This window comes from Micromonospora sp. WMMD1076 (genome assembly GCF_029581475.1).
Lineage (GTDB): Bacteria > Actinomycetota > Actinomycetes > Mycobacteriales > Micromonosporaceae > Micromonospora > Micromonospora aurantiaca.
Map to the genome: position 1 here is coordinate 5637356 of NZ_CP120862.1, position 18442 is coordinate 5655797.

15 protein-coding genes are annotated in these 18442 nt (G+C 74.4%); 7 read left to right on the forward strand and 8 right to left on the reverse strand.

What is annotated here, in order from left to right:
• Positions 1-41: 41 nt before the first annotated feature.
• The 4 genes from O7622_RS25330 to O7622_RS25345 all read right to left on the reverse strand — a co-directional run bounded on the left by O7622_RS25330 (position 42) and on the right by O7622_RS25345 (position 2896).
• Positions 42-740 carry an endonuclease/exonuclease/phosphatase family protein gene (locus tag O7622_RS25330; protein WP_282310663.1) on the reverse strand — a complete coding sequence of 233 codons (699 nt, stop codon included), beginning with the start codon at positions 738-740 and terminating at the stop codon, positions 42-44.
• 1 nt (position 741) lies between these two features.
• Positions 742-1689: an ROK family glucokinase gene (locus O7622_RS25335; RefSeq protein WP_282310664.1), complete on the reverse strand. Its 948-nt coding sequence runs from the start codon at positions 1687-1689 to the stop codon at positions 742-744.
• A gap of 73 nt (positions 1690-1762) precedes the next feature.
• Complete coding sequence (locus tag O7622_RS25340) at positions 1763-2398, reverse strand: hypothetical protein (RefSeq protein ID WP_282310665.1); 636 nt, start codon at positions 2396-2398, stop codon at positions 1763-1765.
• A gap of 36 nt (positions 2399-2434) precedes the next feature.
• Positions 2435-2896 carry an SRPBCC family protein gene (locus O7622_RS25345; protein WP_282310666.1) on the reverse strand — a complete coding sequence of 154 codons (462 nt, stop codon included), beginning with the start codon at positions 2894-2896 and terminating at the stop codon, positions 2435-2437.
• Positions 2897-3062: 166 nt separating this feature from the next.
• On the opposite strand from O7622_RS25345, the gene O7622_RS25350 reads away from it, so the two are divergent.
• The 5 genes from O7622_RS25350 to O7622_RS25370 all read left to right on the forward strand — a co-directional run bounded on the left by O7622_RS25350 (position 3063) and on the right by O7622_RS25370 (position 10011).
• A complete protein-coding gene (locus tag O7622_RS25350; RefSeq protein ID WP_282310667.1) occupies positions 3063-4865 on the forward strand; it encodes an AMP-dependent synthetase/ligase in 1803 nt (600 codons plus the stop codon).
• 14 nt (positions 4866-4879) lie between these two features.
• The gene (locus O7622_RS25355) at positions 4880-6574 is read left to right on the forward strand and encodes a GAF domain-containing sensor histidine kinase (RefSeq protein WP_282310668.1); all 1695 of its coding nucleotides are present in this window, start codon (positions 4880-4882) and stop codon (positions 6572-6574) included.
• A gap of 7 nt (positions 6575-6581) precedes the next feature.
• Positions 6582-7250 (forward strand): response regulator transcription factor, encoded by a 669-nt coding sequence (locus O7622_RS25360; RefSeq protein ID WP_013287678.1) that lies wholly within the window; start codon positions 6582-6584, stop codon positions 7248-7250.
• A 195-nt stretch (positions 7251-7445) separates the two neighbouring features.
• On the forward strand, positions 7446-8258 hold the full coding sequence (locus O7622_RS25365) for an SAM-dependent methyltransferase (RefSeq protein ID WP_282310669.1): 813 nt from the start codon (positions 7446-7448) through the stop codon (positions 8256-8258).
• 76 nt (positions 8259-8334) lie between these two features.
• The gene (locus O7622_RS25370; RefSeq protein ID WP_282314223.1) at positions 8335-10011 is read left to right on the forward strand and encodes a bifunctional diguanylate cyclase/phosphodiesterase; all 1677 of its coding nucleotides are present in this window, start codon (positions 8335-8337) and stop codon (positions 10009-10011) included.
• Positions 10012-10077: 66 nt separating this feature from the next.
• Here the strand turns inward: O7622_RS25370 and O7622_RS25375 are convergent, their stop codons facing one another.
• The 4 genes from O7622_RS25375 to O7622_RS25390 form a co-directional block, all read right to left on the reverse strand.
• On the reverse strand, positions 10078-11202 hold the full coding sequence (locus O7622_RS25375; RefSeq protein WP_282310670.1) for a glycosyltransferase family 4 protein: 1125 nt from the start codon (positions 11200-11202) through the stop codon (positions 10078-10080).
• The gene (locus O7622_RS25380) at positions 11199-12458 is read right to left on the reverse strand and encodes a M48 family metallopeptidase (protein ID WP_282310671.1); all 1260 of its coding nucleotides are present in this window, start codon (positions 12456-12458) and stop codon (positions 11199-11201) included. The genes O7622_RS25375 and O7622_RS25380 overlap by 4 nt, the downstream gene beginning before the upstream one ends.
• Before the next feature lie 343 nt (positions 12459-12801).
• A complete protein-coding gene (locus tag O7622_RS25385) occupies positions 12802-13023 on the reverse strand; it encodes a hypothetical protein (RefSeq protein WP_282310672.1) in 222 nt (73 codons plus the stop codon).
• Positions 13024-13233: 210 nt separating this feature from the next.
• On the reverse strand, positions 13234-14631 hold the full coding sequence (locus tag O7622_RS25390) for an NYN domain-containing protein (RefSeq protein ID WP_282310673.1): 1398 nt from the start codon (positions 14629-14631) through the stop codon (positions 13234-13236).
• 127 nt (positions 14632-14758) lie between these two features.
• Here O7622_RS25390 and O7622_RS25395 point away from each other — a divergent pair, with 127 nt between their 5' ends.
• Both O7622_RS25395 and O7622_RS25400 read left to right on the forward strand, forming a co-directional pair.
• The gene (locus tag O7622_RS25395) at positions 14759-16513 is read left to right on the forward strand and encodes a DEDD exonuclease domain-containing protein (RefSeq protein ID WP_282310674.1); all 1755 of its coding nucleotides are present in this window, start codon (positions 14759-14761) and stop codon (positions 16511-16513) included.
• Between the two features lie 129 nt (positions 16514-16642).
• Positions 16643-18430 carry an HD domain-containing protein gene (locus O7622_RS25400; protein WP_282310675.1) on the forward strand — a complete coding sequence of 596 codons (1788 nt, stop codon included), beginning with the start codon at positions 16643-16645 and terminating at the stop codon, positions 18428-18430.
• The last annotated feature ends 12 nt before the right edge of the window (positions 18431-18442 follow it).

Genomic DNA, 18442 nt, shown 5'->3' on the forward strand with positions numbered 1-18442 from the left:
CGGGCGCCTGACCGTGCGTCACGGCCCGGCGGTCCGCGCGATCAGGCGGTGGGCAGCAGCAGGTCGACCAGGACCGGGAAGTGGTCGCTGGCCCGGCGGGACGCCGGGGTGTCCACCACGTCGTAGTCGACCACGGTGATCCGGGGGTCGACGAACAGCGCATCGATGCGGCGGCGCGGGTCGGCGCAGGAGAACGTGTGCCGGTCGGCCCGGTCGGCGGCGAGCGCCGTGTCGGTGAGCCCTTCGGCGAGCGTCTGCCAGGCCGGCCCGTCCGGGCCCTCGTTGATGTCCGCGCCGGCCACCACCGGCAGCGTGGACGCGTCCAGCTCGCGCTTGAACGCCGCCGCCTGGGCGGGCCGCTCGGCCGGGTCGGTGGACAGGTGCGAGCCGGCCAGCAGCACGTCGACGCCGCCGACCCGGCACTGCGCGTACGCGGCGCCGCGCATGTGCCGTCCCGGCGTCAGCGGGTACCGCTGGCACCTGGTGCCGACGACGCGCAACCGCAGGCTGGTCAGCAGCACGTTGCCCAGCGACGGCAGGCCACCGGCCGCCACCACCATGCCGAACGACTCGGCCAGCGCAGCGGTCCTGTGCCGCCACCGGAACCGGCGCGGTCCCTCCTGGACGATCACCACGTCCGGCGCGGCCGCGCGGACCACCTCGGCCAGCGCGGCCGTGTCGTCGCGCTGGCTGTGGATGTTGTACGACAGAACCCGCAGCGGCACACCCGCATCAGTCATGTCAGATCCGCCGGGCCAGGTCGGCGGCACCGATCACACCGGCGGTGTTGCCCAGCTCGGCCGGGCGCACCTCGGCGACGGGCAGCCGGCTGCGCTGGGCCAGCGCGTCGGCGAACGACCGCCGGGTCGGGCCGAGCAGCAGGTCACCGGCGTCGATCACGCCGCCGCCCACCACCAGCACCTGCGGGTCGAGGATCTGCGCCATGTCGGCGAGGCTGGTGCCGAGCCAGCGGCCGACCTGGGCGAACGCCTCGGTGGAGACCGGGTCGCCGCCCTTCGCGGCGGCGGTCACCATCGGGCCGGTGATCGTCTCGGCCTCGCCCCCGGCCAGCTCCAGCAACGCGGCCGCGCGGTGCGGCTCCTGCCGGGCGGCGGCGCGGGCGAAGCGGACCAGCGCGCTGCCGCTGGCGTACTGCTCGATGCAGCCCAGCCGGCCGCAGCCGCACTGGTGGCCGTCCGGCACGGTGAGCATGTGGCCCAGTTCGGCGGCGATGCCGTTGGCGCCGCGGACCAGGCCACCGCCGAGCACGATGCCGCCGCCGACACCGGTGCCGATGGTGAACATGACCATCGAGTCGTCGGCGTCGCGGGCCGCGCCGTAGCGGAACTCCGCCCAGGCGGCCACGTTCCCGTCGTTCTCCACGATCACCGGCAGGCCGGTGGCGTCGCCGACGTACGTGCGCAGCGGCTCGTCCCGCCAGGCCAGGTTCGGGGCGAACAGCACGGTGGAACGGGGGGCGTCGATCCAGCCGGCGGCGCCGATGCCGACGGCCTCGACGGCGTGACCGGCGGCCAGTTCGGTGACCACCTCGATGATGACGTCGCGGGTCTTGGCCACGTCGTCGGCGGGGGTGTCCCGTCGCGTCTGCACGAGTACCGTGCCGGCGTCGTCCACGACACCGCCGGCCACCTTCGTGCCACCGACGTCGACTCCGATGGTCAGCGTCACCGCCGCCACTCCCCTCTGCTGTGCTGCCCGGGGACCGGCCGAACCGGCCATACGGTCCCGGGATGTCCGGTGGTCAGGCCCCGTCGCCTGGTGCGTCCGTGCCCACCTCTCCGGACGCCCGCGAGGCGGGCACCACGGGACGGCCGGCCGGTGGCCGGCTCGTGCCCGGCTCCGGCGGCCCGGCGGCGTCGGCGGTGGCACCCGAATCGGCCGCGCCCTCCCCCCGGGTGGCGGCGGACCACACGTCCTGCTCGGGTGCCGGCTGAGAATCATGCCCGGTACGGGTCGCCTCGCGCCACACGTGGTCCCCCGATCCGTCCGGCGCGGCGGTGCCGGCGTCGGCGGTTCGCTCCGGCTCGGCCGGGGTGAACGCGCGCAGCAGGCTGGCCACCCCGGCTGCCAGGTCCCCGGCGCCGGTGGCGAGCCGCTCGGCGAACTCGGGACTCGGATCCCGCAACGCGGCGATACCGCGACAGACCGGGCAGACACAGCATTCCGGCGAGCCGGTGGCGAAACCGGGGGGTGCGGGCGTCTCCGGAGCGGGGCCGGCGCCGGGCGGGGTGTGACCGAGGACACCGGAGAGGATCCCACCGAGCGGACCCCAGGTGCCGGAGCCGGGTGCGGCGGCGGCCATCTTCGCGCCGGCGAGCAGTGTGGCGACGAGGCGCTCGGCCTCTTCCCGGGCCGAACCCGGATCAGTGGTGCCCATGGTTCGGCTCCTCCAGCGTGACTACCGGGACGACGGTCATGTCTCCTGCGCCGCACCGGGTGCTTCTACCCGGCGCTTGAGCTGCTTCAACGCCGCGTCCATGATCATTTTCTCGGCCTTGCGGCGGAACATGCCGAGCATCGCCACGGACAGCTCCACCTCAAGGGTGTACGTCACAGTGGTCGTCCCGTCCGGGTTGCCCACCAGGTCGTACGACCCGCGCTGGGAGCGCTGCATCTTCGACGGGGCGACCAGGTGCCACTCGACCCGGGAGATGTCCTCGGCGTACTCGTAGGCCAGCACGTACTCGTCGGCCATCACGCCCGCGTCGAGCGTGAACCGGACCTGGCTGGCGTAGCCGTCCTCGTACTCCTCGATCACCTCGGCCCGGCGTACCGCCTCGGCCCACTCGGGATAACTCGGGAAGTCGCAGATGACGGCCGCCACCCGGTCCGGTGACGCGCCGATGATGATCGACTGGGTGGAGGTGTCCGCCATGGGGGGAGGCTACCCGGCCGCCTCCCGGCCGGTCCCGCTCCACCCGCCGGACCGCGTCCCACCGGCCGGGCGGGCAACCTCCCTGGCAGACCCACCGGGGTGTGCGGGTAGGTTTCGACAGAGCCGACCAGGCCGGCCCCCGCCGGTAGAGCACGAGGGAGTGCAGGTGCGCGAGTTCTCCGTCCCGCCGATCGTCACAGTCGGCGACGCGGCCAACCTGACCGACCCGGTCTGGGAAAACGCCGAGGTCGCCCCGGACACCGTGCAGTTCGTCCGCCCCGGCGCGGGGACGGACGCGCGCGAGGATGTCACCTGCCGACAGTTCCGCGACGAGGTCGTGGCGGTGGCGCAGGGCCTGATCGCCGCCGGCGTCTCCCCCGGCGACCGGGTCGGCCTGATGAGCCGCACCCGCTACGAGTGGACCCTGTTCGACTACGCGATCTGGGCGGCCGGCGCGGTCACCGTGCCGATCTACGAGACGTCCAGCGCCGAGCAGGCCGCCTGGATCCTCGGCGACTCCGGCGCCGTCGCAGTGGTGGTGGAGAGCACCGCGCACGCCACCCTGGTCGCCGGCGTCCGGGACCGGCTGCCCGACCTGCGCGAGGTCTGGCAGATCGACCTGGGCGCCGTCGACGACCTGGTCGCCGCCGGCGCGTCGGTGGACCGGGCCGAGGTGGAGACCCGCCGCTCGCTGTCGAAGGCCGACGACGTCGCCACGATCATCTACACCAGCGGCACCACCGGCCGGCCCAAGGGCTGCGTGCTGACCCACCGCAACATCTACTCCGACATCGCCAACGCGGTGCCGGTGCTGCCGAACCTGTTCCGCCAGGGCGCCTCCACCCTGCTGTTCCTGCCGCTCGCGCACGCCTTCGCCCGGCTCATCCAGGTCGGCGTGGTGCACGCCCGGGCCACCATGGCGCACTGCGCGGACACCAAGAACCTGGTCGCCGAGCTGCAGGACTTCAAGCCGACGTTCGTGCTCTCCGTACCCCGGGTCTTCGAGAAGGTCTACAACGGCGCGCGGCAGAAGGCCGAAGCCGAGGGCAAGGGCAAGATCTTCGACCGCGCGGAGAAGGTCGCCATCGCGTGGAGCGAAGCCCAGGAACTGCCGGGCGGTCCCGGCCTCGGGCTGCGCGCGCAGCACGCCCTCTTCGACAAGCTGGTCTACCGCAAGCTGCGGGCGGCGATGGGCGGCCGGTGCCGCGACGCCATCTCCGGCGGCGCGCCGCTGGGCGCGCGGCTCGGGCACTTCTTCCGCGGCGTCGGGGTGACCATCTGCGAGGGGTATGGCCTCACCGAGACCTCGCCGGCCGCCGCCGCCAACCTGCCCACCGGCACCCGGATCGGCACCGTCGGCCGCCCGCTGCCCGGCGTCACCATCCGGATCGACGACGACGGCGAGGTCCTGATCGCCGGCGACATCGTCTTCCAGGGCTACTGGCACAACGACGCGGCCACCGCCGAGGCGATCACCACCGACGGCTGGTTCCGCACCGGCGACCTCGGGCAGCTCGACGAGAACGGCTACCTGAGCATCACCGGCCGGAAGAAGGAGATCATCGTGACCGCCGGCGGCAAGAACGTCGCCCCGGCGGTGCTGGAGGACCAGGTACGGGCGCACCCGCTGATCAGCCAGTGCGTGGTGGTCGGCGACCGGCAGCCGTTCATCGCCGCGCTGGTCACCATCGACGAGGAGGCGCTGCCGAAGTGGCTGGCCGGGCAGGGGCGCCCGGAGACCACGAGCATGGCCGAGCTGCGCGAGGACGCGGCGCTGCGCGCCGAGGTGCAGTCCGCGATCGACCAGGCCAACCAGGCGGTCTCCAAGGCCGAGGCGATCAAGGTGTTCCGGATCCTGCCGCAGGACTTCACCGAGGCCACCGGCGAGCTGACCCCGTCGCTGAAGGTCAAGCGTCAGGTCGTGCACAAGACGTACGCCTCGGAGATCGCCGAGATCTACCGGGGCTGACTACCATCCGTCACGTGCCCGCCTCCATATCCCGCCAGCCGTCGACGCAGCCCCTCGCGGCGGCGGCTCGCGCGGTCCTCCTCGCGCTGGTCGCCGCCCTGACCCTGTTCGCCACCCGCGACGCCACCCAGCTCTGGTGGATCGCGCTGCTGGGCGTCGCCGGCCTGCCCGCCGTGCTCGCCCCCCAACACCGGCTGCTCGCCCCGATCAGCCGGTTCGCCGAGGTTCTGGTGCTCGGGCTGGCCGCCAGCCAGGTCGCCGCCGACACCCATCTGTCCGGCGTGACCGGCGGGGTGGGGGCCTCGGCGGTGCTGCCGTACCTCGCCGTGCCGGTCACCGTGACCGCGCTGAGCCGCCGGTTCCGCGAGGGCGCCGCGCTGCTCGCCGTGGCGGCGGCGACGCTGCTGGCCAGCGCCGCGTTCACCCAGGTCGACGGCGGGCCGCAACTCGGTCAGGTCGGCTACCTCGCCATCTGCGCCCAGTGGCTGATCCTCGCCGGGCTCGGCCTCTACACCGCCGGCACGCTCCAGCGCGTCATGCGGGTGCGCGCCGAGGGCAAACCCCAGCCGTACGCCGAGGCGACCCGCCTGCTCACCCAGCTCCGTACTGTCGCTCGCCAGCTGCCCGGCGCCACCCTGGACCCGGGCGGCATCTCCGAGCACCTGCTGGAGGAGCTGCGGGTGGTGGCCAAGACCGACCGGGGCGCGGTGCTGTCCGCCAGCGGCGGCGGCCGGCTCGTGGTGCTCGCGCAGATCGGCGCGGACCGGGTCGACTGGGAGACCACGCTCGACGCCGACTCGGCCATCGCCGACGCCTGGGCCACCCAGCAGCCGACCGTCTCGGCCCGCTCGCAGGCCCGGTCCCGGCACTCCGGTGAGGTCTCCGCGCTGATCGTCCCGCTGGTGGCGGGCGTACGCACGGTCGGCCTGGTGGTGATCGAGGCGGACACCGCCGCCGCGTACCCGCCGCCCGTGGTGTCCCGGGTGACGGCGCTGACCGGCCCGGCGGCGCTGCGGCTGGAGGCGGCGCTGCTCTTCGACGAGGTGCGCTCGCTGGCGACGAACGAGGAGCGGCAGCGGCTGGCCCGGGAGATCCACGACGGGGTCGCCCAGGAGCTGGTCATGGTCGGGTACGGCATCGACAACGCGCTCGCCACCGTGCACGAGGACGCCGAGGAGACCGCCGACTCGCTGCGCACGCTGCGCCAGGAGGTCACCCGGGTGATCACCGAGCTGCGGCTGAGCCTGTTCGAGCTGCGCAGCGAGGTGGACCGGCACGGCGGCCTGGCGGCCGCCATCGCCGAGTACGCCCGCACCGTCGGCGCCTCCGGCGGACTGCGGGTGCACCTGTCGCTGGACGAGTCCACCGCCCGGCTCCCCGCCGCCACCGAGGCCGAGTTGCTGCGCATCGCGCAGGAGGCGGTGACGAACGCGCGCAAGCACGCCGGCGCGTCGAACCTGTGGGTCACGTGCGAGGTGGATCCCCCGTACACCCGAATCGAAGTGTCGGATGACGGTCACGGCATCGGTGACCAGCGCCCGGACGGGCACTATGGCCTTGCGATCATGGCCGAGAGGGCGGAACGTATCCGAGGCCGGTTGGAGATCAGGCCGCGACAGCCGAGTGGGACGACTGTGGCCGTGGTGCTCGGTTCGTCGCCCCGGCGCGATAAGGTGCGCGGCAGCGCCGCAGCAGCAGAAGGGGAGTAACCCGAGGATGACCAGCAGTCCGACACCGGCCACCCGTACCAAGGTTCTCCTGGTCGACGACCACGACCTCATCCGCAAGGGACTGCGTCACGCGTTCGAGCGCGACCGCCAGTTCGAGGTCGTGGGCGAGGCGGCCACCGCGGCGGAGGGCGTGCGTCAGGCCGGCGCGCTCCAGCCCGACGTGGTGATCATGGATCTCCGCCTGCCCGACGGCAGTGGCCTGGAGGCCACCCGCGCCCTGCGCAAGTCCAGCGCGTCGATGGGCATCGTCGTGCTGACCATGTACGCCGGCGACGACCAGCTCTTCGGCGCCCTGGAGGCGGGTGCGAGCGCGTTCGTGCCGAAGACCGCCCCGGCCGACGAGGTGGTGGCCGCCGCCCGGCACGCCGCCTCCTCCCCCAGCGCGTTCACCGCCGCCGACCTGGCCGAGGCGATGAAGCGCCGGCTGGCGCCGTCCGGCCCGCAGCTGTCCCCCCGTGAGGGCCAGGTGCTGCGGCTGCTCGCCGACGGCATGAGCGTGGCCGGCATCGCCAAGCAACTGTTCGTCAGCGAGTCGACCGCCAAGACCCACATCTCCAAGCTCTACGAGAAGCTGGGTGCCGCCAACCGGGCGCAGGCGCTGATGACCGCGCTGCGGCTGGGGCTGCTGGAGGCCCCGGACGCCCCGAAGTTCTGAGGCGTACCGCCGCGAGAGGCCCCGTCCACCACGGACGCGGGCCTCTCGGCGTTCCCGGCCACGTGTTGTCGCGTACGGTGAACGGCCGGACGCATAGCGACGGCGGTCTTTGCACCGCGACGGCGGAGGGGCAGAATACCCGGGTGATCCGCGCGGCGGTGACGACCGCGTGTCGCCGAACCCGAGGGGCAGGACATGCAGCGGCCGGACTGGGCACCCGAGACGATCGACATCGAGCGCCCCAGCGTCGCCCGCATGTACGACTACTACCTCGGCGGCTCGCACAACTTCGCGGCCGACCGGGCGGCCGCCCGCGCGATGGTGGAGGCGGTGCCGGAGGCGCCGCTGATGGCCCAGGCCAACCGCGCGTTCCTGCGCCGGGCGGTGCAGTACCTCGCCCGGGCCGGCGTCCGCCAGTTCCTGGACATCGGTTCCGGCATCCCGACTGTCGGCAACGTGCACGAGATCGCCCAGCGGATCGATCCGGAGTCGCGGGTGGTCTACGTCGACGTGGACCCGGTGGCGGTGGCGCACAGCCAGGAGATCCTGGACGGCAACGAGCACGCCGCCGTGCTCCAGGAGGACCTGCGCAACCCGGAGGCGATCCTCGCTCACCCGGAGGTCACCCGGCTGCTGGACTTCACCCGGCCGGTCGCCGTGATGATCGTGGCGGTGCTGCACTTCATCCCGGACGCCGACCGGCCCGAGGAGATCCTCCGGACGCTGCGCGGGGCGCTGGCGCCCGGGAGCCACCTGGTGCTCTCCCAGGCCAGCGAGGACGGCCGCGCCGGCACCGGCGAACGGGCCGAGGCGGAACGGGTCTACCGGCGTACCGACAGCCAGCTCTGGATCCGCAGCCGGGCCGAGATGACCGCGCTGTTCGACGGCTTCGAGCTGGTCGACCCGGGCGTGGTGTGGGTGCCGCAGTGGCGGCCGGACTCCCCCGACCAGGCGGAGAACGCCGAGCGGGCCGTCTTCATGGGCGGGGTCGGGCGGCTCGGTGGGTGACGACGCGACCCGCTGCCGGCCCGGCGTGTTCGCCCGGGCCTGGGCCAAGGCGGTGTCCGGCACCAGCTACCTGCCGATGACGCAGTCACAGCTGGAGGAGATGCTGCAGCGGCTCACCGAGCGGCTCGCCCAGGCGCTGCGCGCCGAACCGTTCGACCTGCGGATCGGCCAGCAGGTCGGCGCGGAACTGGTGCAGGCGCACATCGCCTCCGCGGAAGGGCTGGGCCGCACCGTCGAGGTGATCCAGCTGCGCCTGGTCCGCGACCTCGACCTGGTCGTCGACGACGTCGAGGACCGGATGGCCCGGCTGCTCGCCACGGTCGCGACCGGGTACGCCCGCGCCCTGCGCGACCGCACGCTGGACGAGCAGGAGTCCATCCGCCGTGCCGCCATGATGGCCCGGGCGCAGGCGGAACGGGCGCTGCGCGACAGCGAGGCCCGGTTCCGGCACCAGGCCACCCACGACCCGCTCACCGGCCTGCCGAACCGCACGCTGTTCACCGAACGGCTGACCGCCGCGATCACCGCGCCGGGGCGGGACGCCGACCGGGTCGGCGTCTGCTTCCTCGACCTGGACCGGTTCAAGGTCGTCAACGACTCCCTCGGCCACCAGATCGGCGACTCGCTGCTGGTGACGGTGGCGCAGCGCCTGCGCCGGGCGCTCGGCGAACACCTGGTCGCCCGGCTCGGCGGCGACGAGTTCGTGATCCTGGTCGAACGCACCGCCGGCACCGGCGACGCGGTGAAGGTCGCCGAGGCGGCGCTCGCCGCGGTACGCGAACCGGCGCTCGTCGACGGCCACGAGCTGACCGTGTCCGCGAGCATCGGCATCGTGGAACGCCCGGTCGCGGGCACCTCGCCGATGGACCTGATGCGCGCGGCCGACAGCACGCTGCACTGGGCCAAGGCCGCCGGCGGGGCCCGCTGGTCGCTGTTCGACGCCGACCGCAACCGCCGTGAGCTGGCCCGGTACGCGCTGTCCGCGGCGATCCCCGCCGCGCTGGACCGGGGCGAGTTCTACCTCGACTACCAGCCGCTGACGTCGCTGCGCGACGGGCGGGTGCTCGGCATGGAGGCGCTGGTGCGCTGGCGTCACCCGGAGCTGGGTGTGCTGCGGCCGGACAGCTTCATCCCGCTGGCCGAGGAGACCGGCTTGATCGTCCGGCTCGGCAGCTGGGTGCTGGCCGAGGCGTGCCGCGAGGCGGGCACCTGGCCGGGCACGGACGGCGACGCGCCGTTCGTCAGCGTCAACCTCGCCGTCCGGCAGTTGCATCGCAGCGACCTGGTGACCGAGGTACGCGGCGTGCTCGGGCGCACCGGCCTGCCGCCGCACCGGCTGCAACTGGAGATCACCGAGAGCACCATGATGAGCACAGTGGTCGAGCCGGTGCGGGCCCTGCGGGTGCTCGGCGACCTCGGTGTCCGGGTCGCCATCGACGACTTCGGCACCGGCTACTGCAACCTCGCGTACCTGCGGGACCTGCCGGTCGACGAGCTGAAGGTGGCGGGCGAGTTCGTGACCGGCCTGCGCGCACCGGACAGCGGCACCGACGAGCGGATCCTCGCCTCGCTCGTGTCGCTGGCGCACGCGCTGGACCTCACGGTCACCGCCGAGGGCGTGGAGACGGCCGACCAGGCGGACCGGCTGCGCGCGATCGGCTGCGACGCCGGGCAGGGCTGGCACTTCGGCCGTCCCGGCCCGGCCGCGCCGCACCTGGGCCGGGTGCCCGCCCACGTCGACGCGGCCTCCTGACCCGGCCGGCCCGCGGTGCCCTGATCCGGCCGGCACGTGGCCTCCTGACCCGGCCGGCGCGCGGCGTCAGCCGGCCAGCAGGGCGGCCATCCGCTGCGCCTGCGTCTCCCAGCGCCACTCCCGCTCCACCCAGGCACGGCCGGCGGCGCCGAACTGCCGGGCCAGATCCCGGTCGGCGAGCAGCGTGGCCACCCGGTCGGCGAGCTGGGCCACGTCCCGGCCCCCGACCACGTACCCGGTCTCCCCCTCGCGGACCGCGTCCGGCGCGCCGCCGGAGTCACCGGCCACCACCGGCAGCCCGGTCGCGCTCGCCTCCAGGTAGACGATCCCGAGGCCCTCCACGTCCAGCCCGCGGTTGCGGGTGCGGCACGGCATCGCGTACACGTCGCCGGCCGCGTAGTGGGCGGGCAGCTCGGCCGAGGGCACCGAGCCGGTGAAGACCACGTCGCGTTCCAGCCCGGTCTGCCGGGCCAGCTTCTCCAGCGTCGAGCGGTACGGGCCGCCGCCGACCACGAGCAGCGCGGCGTCCGGCACCCGGCGACGGATCTCCGGCAGCGCGCGGATCAGCATGTCCTGGCCCTTGCGGGGCACCAGCCGCGACACGCACACCACCACCGGCCGGTCGGCCAGCCCGAGCCGCGACCGGACCCGACCGCCGTCGACGTCCGGGTGGTAGGTGTCCACGTCCACCCCGGGCGCGAGCCGCCGCAGCTCGGTCAGCCCGTCCAGCACGCGGGCCAGCCGCTCCCGGGTGTACTCGCCGAGGTAGGTGGTCACGTCCACGCCCCGCCCGATCCGGCGCAGCGCCGACCGGGCGCCGGGCAGCGCCGCCCAGCCGACCTCGTGCCCGTGGGTCAGCGCCACCGCCCGGCGGATCCCGGCCCGCCGCCGCAGGCCCGCGGCGAGCAGCCCCAGCGGGGCCGCCGCGCCGAACCACACGGTGTCGCAGTCGTACGCGCGCGCCAGCCGCGCCGCCCGCCGGGCGATCAGCGGGGTGGGCAGCAGCACCCGGGTCCGTTCCCGGACCACCTCGAACGGCTGGTCGGCGTCGAACTTCTCCGCCCCGCGCCAGCTCGACGCGTACACCACCACCGAGCCGGGCTGCTGGCGCACCGCGAGGTTGTGCACGAACGACTGGATGCCGCCGGGGCGCGGCGGGAAGTCGTTGGTGATCAGCAAGGTGCGGCTCATCGGCCGGACTCCCTGGCGTAGGCGCGGGCAGCGGCCATCCGCTCCACGGTGGACGGGTGGGTCGCCGACCAGAGGCGCTCCCAGCGCGGCGGGTCCGGGTCGGCCAGGTTGACCCCGGCCAGTCGTCGCTGCATCGCCTCGAACGTCGCCGGGTCGCCGGTGAGCGCCAGCGCGTGGGCGTCGGCGCGGGCCTCGATCCGGCGGGAGACGAGCGCCTGCACCGGGGTGGCGAGCAGGCCGGCGACCGTGACCAACGCGATCAGCAGCGGGAACGCCCGCGGCTGGGCGATCGAGTCGACGCCGGCGAGCCGCAGCAGCGGCGTCCACGAGCCGATCAGGTAGAGCGCCACCACCGCGGCGGCGGCGCCGAGCGCGCCGAGCACAGTGCCGGTCCACACGTCCCGGTCCTTGGCGTGCCCCAGCTCGTGGGCGACCACACTGGTCACCTCGGCCGGTTCCGCCTCGCGCAGCAGCGTGTCGTAGACGACCACCCGCCGGGTCGGGCCGAGCCCGGAGACGTACGCGTTCACCGCACTGGTACGCCGGGACGCGTCGGCGACGAGCACGTCGCGCACCGGTACGCCGTCCCGGGCGGCCATCGCGGTCAGCTCGGTGCGCAGCGGGCCCGGCTCCATCGGGGTGAACCGGTTGAACACCGGCTCGACCAGCACCGGCAGCACGAACGACAGCACCACCACCAGGGCCGCCGCACCGGCCGCGCCGAACGCCCACCACCAGCGCGGGGCGAGCCGGACCACTGTGTAGAAGCCGAGCAGGACCAGCGCGCCGATCACCGCGCTGACCGCGTACGACTTGAGCAGGTCGACCGTCCAGCCGCCCCAGGTCTGGGTGCTCAGCCCGTAGCGGACCAGCACGGTCCGGCGCCAGGCCGCGAACGGCAGCGTGAGCAGGTCGGCGAGGAACATGACGGCGAGTCCGCCGAGCACGGCCTGCGCGACCCAGTGCCCGCCGAAGGGCCGGCCGGCCAGTTCGACCAGGCGCCCGCCCAGCGGGGTCAGCCCGAGCAGCAACGCCACCACCAGCCCGACCGCCAGCGCCGACCACGCCGCCGGGCGCAGCGCGCCGTGGAACGCCCGGCCCCGGGTCACCTGCTCGGCCGGAAGGTCACGCAGTGCCGCGAGCTGGTCGGCACGGGGCGCCGGCGGGCGGCTCCACGGCACCAGCAGCGCCACCGCCACGAGCAGCGCGACCACCAGGCCGCCCAGGGTCAGCAGCGCCCAGGCGCGCGGGGTCACCGACCCACCCCGCCGTCGTGCCCCGTCCGCGTCATGCCGCTCCCCTCCCGCCGTGACCGCCCATCCTATTGCCCGGCTCCCGATCGGGACCGCCGTGCCCGACGCGCGACCCGGCAGCGTGGCCCGGCATCAGTTGGGCAAGGCACGGCGCCGGGGCCGGGGGCCGGGGCGGGGGCCGGGGGCCGGGGGCCGGGGCCAGGGCCGGGGGCCGGGGCCAGGGCCAGGGGCCAGGGCCAGGGCCAGGGGCCAGGGCCAGGGGCCAGGGCCAGGGGCCAGGGCCAGGGCCAGGCAGCGAACGGCCGTCAGGGCTCAGGGTCGACACAGCCCGGGCAGGCAGGCGGCGTCAGGCGATCCGGCGACGGCCGCCACGGCGGGGCGCCGGTGCCCGTGTCGCAACCGGTGGGGACGGCAGCACCTCCACGTCGAATCCGGCCCGCGCGAACACCTCGATCGCCCGGTGCTCGGCCGGGCCGAGATCGGCCGCGCCGGAGTCGAACAGGGCGGTCACCAGGCAGCCGGAGCAGCCGGCACCACGGTTGCCGCAGGTGTCGCAGTCGATCAGCATCAACGCCTCCTGACGGGTCGCCGGTGGCGGCCGGGGAAGGAGCCACCACCGTCGGTCACCACGACGCTAACGCTCGGGTACGACAGAACCGGACATCGAGGCAGCAGCCGCCGCGAAAACGAACCAGTACGCCGAAGTGGCGCGATCAGCACGTGCGCGACCCCGCCACGTCCCCGAACTGGAGTCGATCAAGCGGCAGGAAGAACAGGCTCAGGAACGCGCCAGGCGCCGCAGCAGCGAGTCCGCGCCCAGCGGGTACGCGCCGTGCCGGCGTACCCCGTCGGCGACCTCGCGGTCCGAGGAGACCACGACCACCGGCCGCCCGGCCGGTTCGGCGCGGACCAGCCGGCGGATCAGCTCGTCGGCGGTCTCGCCCTTGCGAGAGAACAGCACCCGCACGCCGCGCGGCGCCGGGGGCAGGCCGTGGATCCGCTCGGCGCCGTCGAAGACGACTGTGACCTCGTCCCCGGTCTGCGCGGCGATCCCGCCCAGCCCGGTGATCAGCCGTTTGCGCTGCTGCTCCAGCGACATCTCGCCGAAGCCACGCTTCGTCACGTTGTAGCCGTCCACCACGAGGTGCGCCCGCGGCAGCGCGAGCAGCTGGTCGAGGCGGGCCGGGTCGTCGGTGTCGCGGGCCCGCGTCGACGGGCCGGCCTGGGCGGCGCCCGGCTGCTCGGCGAACGCGTCGGCGACGAAGTCGGCCGGGAGCTTGTCCACCGGGTCGAGGGCCAGCTCCCGGCGCAGCCCCACGGCGGCCTGGCCGATCGTCTCCAGCAGCAGCCACAGCCGCGCGTCGTCGACCGAGCGGGCCTCCTTGGCGCTGGCCCGGGCCACGCCGGCGGCGGCCTCCGCCTCGGCCAGCCGGGCCCGGGCGCGGCGCAGTTCGGCGTCCGCGTCGGCGGCGGCGCGGGCCGCCCGCCCCCGCTCGGTGGCGAGCATCTCGGTGGCCTTGCGCTCGCGGGCCTGGGTCTCCCGCAGGGTACGTGTCAACTGGCGAGCCTCCTCGCGGAGCTGACCCAGTTCCTCCCGGACCCGGGCCAGCTCGTCGCGCAGCTTCTCCGCCTCGACCCGGGCCACCGCCCGGTCGTGCTCGGCGCGGGCGGCCCGCTGCTCGGCCTCGCGTACCAGCTCGGCCACGACCGCGCTGTCGGCCTCGGCGCGTACCGCCTCGCCGCTCGCGTCGATGAGTTCCCGCCAGCCCCGGGGCCGGGCCAGGTAGGCCAGGGCGGCCACCTCGACCGGGTCGGCGGCGGCCGGCGCGGTGCCGTCGACCACCGCCGCGCCCAGGTCGCCGGCGTCGGCGAGCACCCGGGCGGTGATCCGCTGCCGGAACAGCGGGTCGGCGGTGAGCTGGGCGGCGATCGCGGGCGCGCCGAGGCGGGCGCGACGGTTGGGGGCGAACTTGGCGACCCGCCGCAGCGGCACCGGCACCTCGTCGGCGGGCAGGCCGGGCAGCACGGCGGCGGTCAGCGTGACGATCCGCTGCCGGACCGGCTCGGGCAGCACGGGCTCGGGCTCGATCGCGGGCGGCGCGTCCTCGTCGGCGGGCACGCCGACCACCGGCTCCTCCACGGAGGAGCGGTCGTCGTACGGCTCGCTGAGGGGCATGAGGCAAGTCTCCCACCCCGAACGGGCCCACCGCCCGGTGAGTGAGCCGATCTCTCATCGTACCCCCGTGGTATCTCCTGGGGCGGCAGTGACAGGAGTGTCGGACCGTGCCGCTAGCGTCCCGCGGGTGACACGAGCGGAGTACGTCCAGGAGTCGCTGGCCGGCCTTGACCCGGCGGGCAGCGGTGTCGACCCGGCGCTGCCGCTCTACGCGACCACCTTCGTCGTGGTCGACCTGGAGACCACCGGCGGCGCACCCGACGGCGGCGGGATCACCGAGATCGGCGCGGTGAAGGTCCGCGGCGGCGACGAGCTGGGCGTGCTCGCCACGCTCGTCAACCCGGGCGTGCCGATCCCGCCGTTCATCACCGTGCTCACCGGCATCACCCAGGCCATGCTGCTGCCCGCCCCGCCGATCGAGCAGGTGCTGCCGAGTTTCCTGGAGTTCGTCGGCGACGCCGTGCTCGTCGCCCACAACGCGCCGTACGACGTGGGTTTCCTCAAGGCGGCCTGCGCGAAGCACGGCTACCGCTGGCCCAACCCCCGGGTGCTGGACACGGCCGCGCTGGCCCGGCGGGTGCTCACCCGCGACGAGGTGCCCAACCGCAAGCTGGGCACGCTCGCCGCCTACTTCCGCACCGCGACCCAGCCCACCCACCGGGCGCTCGACGACGCGAAGGCCACCGTCGACGTGCTGCACGGGCTGATCGGCCGCCTCGGCGGGCACCGGGTCGACACGGTCGGCGAGGCGATCGAGTTCGCCCGCGCGGTCACCCCCACCCAGCGCCGCAAGCGGCACCTCGCCGACGGGCTGCCGAAGGTGCCGGGCGTCTACATCTTCCGGGCCGCCGACGACCGGCCGCTCTACGTCGGCACGTCCGGCGACATCGCCACCCGGGTCCGCAGCTACTTCACCGCCGCGGAGAAGCGGGCCCGGATCTCCGAGATGCTCGCCGCCGCCGAGCGCGTCGAGGCGGTCGAGTGCGCCCATTCGCTGGAGGCCGAGGTCCGCGAGCTGCGGCTGATCGCGGCGCACGCGCCACCGTACAACCGCCGGTCGAAGTATCCGGAGCGCCAGGTGTGGCTGAAGCTCACCGACGAGGCGTACCCCCGGTTGTCGATCGTGCGCGACATCGCGCCCACCGACACGGCCTACCTGGGGCCGTTCCGGTCCCGGCAGGCGGCGGAGCTGGCCGCCGCCGGCTTCCACGACGCGGTGCCGCTGCGGCAGTGCACGCACCGGCTCTCCCGGCGCACCACCATGCCGGCCTGCGCGCTGGCCGAGCTGGGTCGCTGCCCGGCGCCCTGCGAGCACCGGATCACCCCCGAGGAGTACGACGACAGAGCCGCGACGCCGTTCCGCACCGCCACCAGCGACGACCTCGGTGTGGTGGTGGACGCGCTGCTCGCCCGCATCGAGGTGCTGTCGGCCGCCCGGCGGTACGAGGAGGCGGCTGTGGTGCGCGGCCGGCTGGTGGCGGTGCTGCGCGCGGCGGTCCGGATGCAGCGGCTGGCCGCGTTGACCGGCATCGCCGAGCTGGCCGCCGCCCGTCCGGCCGCCCGGGGCGGCTGGGAACTGGCTCTGGTGCGGCACGGCCGGCTCGCCGGGGCCGGGGTGTCCCCGCCGGGTGTCCATCCGCGACCCACGATCGCGGCGATCCGGGCCACCGCCGAGACGGTGCTGCCCGGGCACGGCCCGGTGCCGGCCGCTACCGCCGAGGAGACCGAGCGGATCCTGTCCTGGTTGGAACGACCGGAGACCCGGCTGGTCGAGGCGACCGACGGGTGGGCCTCCCCGGTGGCCGGCGCGGGGCGTTTCCGCGACCTGCTGACGAAGGCGGAGAACGGTGGATCCGCCAAACTCTCGACCGAACGCTCATGACCAACTGACCGATCGGACTACCTCGACTCCCTTAGTCTGTTAAAGGAGTGCAGACCTGCCCGATTCGCGGGCTCTGCTCCCGGTCGCCGGTTCCCGGTGGCCGAGGGCCGGGGTGAGGAGGTGTCCCACGTGGACGTCGACGCCGGACACGGCGCCGCCCTGGGTGGCGCGCTCCCGACCCAGGGCGAACTACCGCTCACCCGCCGCCTGCGTTCCCTGCTCACCTGGCCGGCCGCCGACGGCGACCCGGTCACCACACTGGTCCGCGCCCATCGCGGCATCCACGCGAGCGCCGACGCCTCGGTGCTGCGCCGGGCCTACACGATCGCCGAGAACATGCACCGCGGCCAGTTCCGCAAGAGCGGCGAGCCGTACATCACCCACCCGCTGGCGGTGGCGCAGATCTGCGCCGACCTCGGCATGGACACCATCACCCTGGTCGCCGCGCTGCTGCACGACACGGTGGAGGACACCCGCTACACGCTCCAGGCGCTCCAGGAGGACTTCGGCCGCGAGGTCGCCCACCTGGTCGACGGCGTGACCAAGTTCGACAAGGCGTTCTACGGCAAGGCCGCCGAGGCGGAGACCGTCCGCAAGATGATCGTGGCGGCCGGCAAGGACGTCCGGGTGCTGGTGATCAAGCTGGCCGACCGGCTGCACAACATGCGTACGCTCGGCGTACGCTCGGCCGCATCCCGGGAGCGGATCGCCCGCAAGACCCAGGAGGTGCTGGTCCCGCTCTGCGACCGGCTGGGCATCCAGACGCTGAAACGCGAGCTGGACGACGTGGTGCTGCTGCACCTGCGGCCGGAGGAGCACGCGCGGATCGCCCGGTTCGTGCACGACCGGCCGGGCTGGGACGCCTACCTCGCCGACGTGGTGGCCCGCACCCGGGCGGCGTTGCGCCGCAACCGGGTCGACGCCGACGTCTCCCCCCGCCCCCGGCACCTCTACTCGATCTGGAAGGACACCGTCGCCGGCGACCACGCCGCCCCGTTCGACCTGCCCCGCATCGCGATCGTGGTGGACGGTCCGGCGACCGACTGTTACGCCGCGCTGGGCGCCGTGCACGGGCTCTGGCGGCCGATGCCGGGCCGGTTCAAGGACTTCATCGCCTCCCCGAAGAACAACCTCTACCGGTCGCTGCACACGAGCGTCTGCGGCCCGCAGGACCGCACCGTCGAGGTGCTGATCCGCACCACCGAGATGCACCGCTCCGCGGAGTACGGCGTGGCCGCCCACTACCGCTTCCCCCGGGCCGCGGGCCGCGGCGCCGACCGGGCGGACGAGCTGGCCTGGCTGCGCCGGGTGCTCGACTGGGAACAGGAGACGGTCGACCCGACCCAGTTCATGGAGTCGCTGCGCTGCGACCTGTCCGAGGCGCAGATCCAGGTGGTCGCCGACGGGCGGCAGGTGGTGCTGCCGGCCGGCGCGACACCTGTCGATCTCGCGTACGAGCTGGGCACCGAACGCGGCGACCACTGCCTGGCCGCCCGGATCAACGGCCGGCTCGCGCCGCTCGCCTCCGAACTGGAGGAGGGCGACGTGGTGGAGATCTTCGCCGAGGACGGCGCGGAGAGCGGCTTCGAGGCGGACGTGGCCCCGCGCGGCCCGCGCCGGGAGTGGCTGGGCTTCGTGAAGTCCCCGCACGCCCAGATGCAGATCAACCGCTGGTTCGCCGAGCACACCGAGCCGGGCATCTCGATCGCCGACAAGGTCCGGCTCGGCCGGGCCTCGATCGGCCTGGCGTTGCGCAAGCACAACCGGGGCCTGGCCAGCGACCTGCCGCTGCTGCGGCTGTCCGAGGAGCTGGGTTACCCCGACCTGGAGACGCTGCTGGTGGCGGTCTTCGACCGCACTGTCGAGCCGGACACGGTGGTCCAGCAGTTGATCGATCTGGTCGACCACCGGCAGTAGACGGAGCCGGTC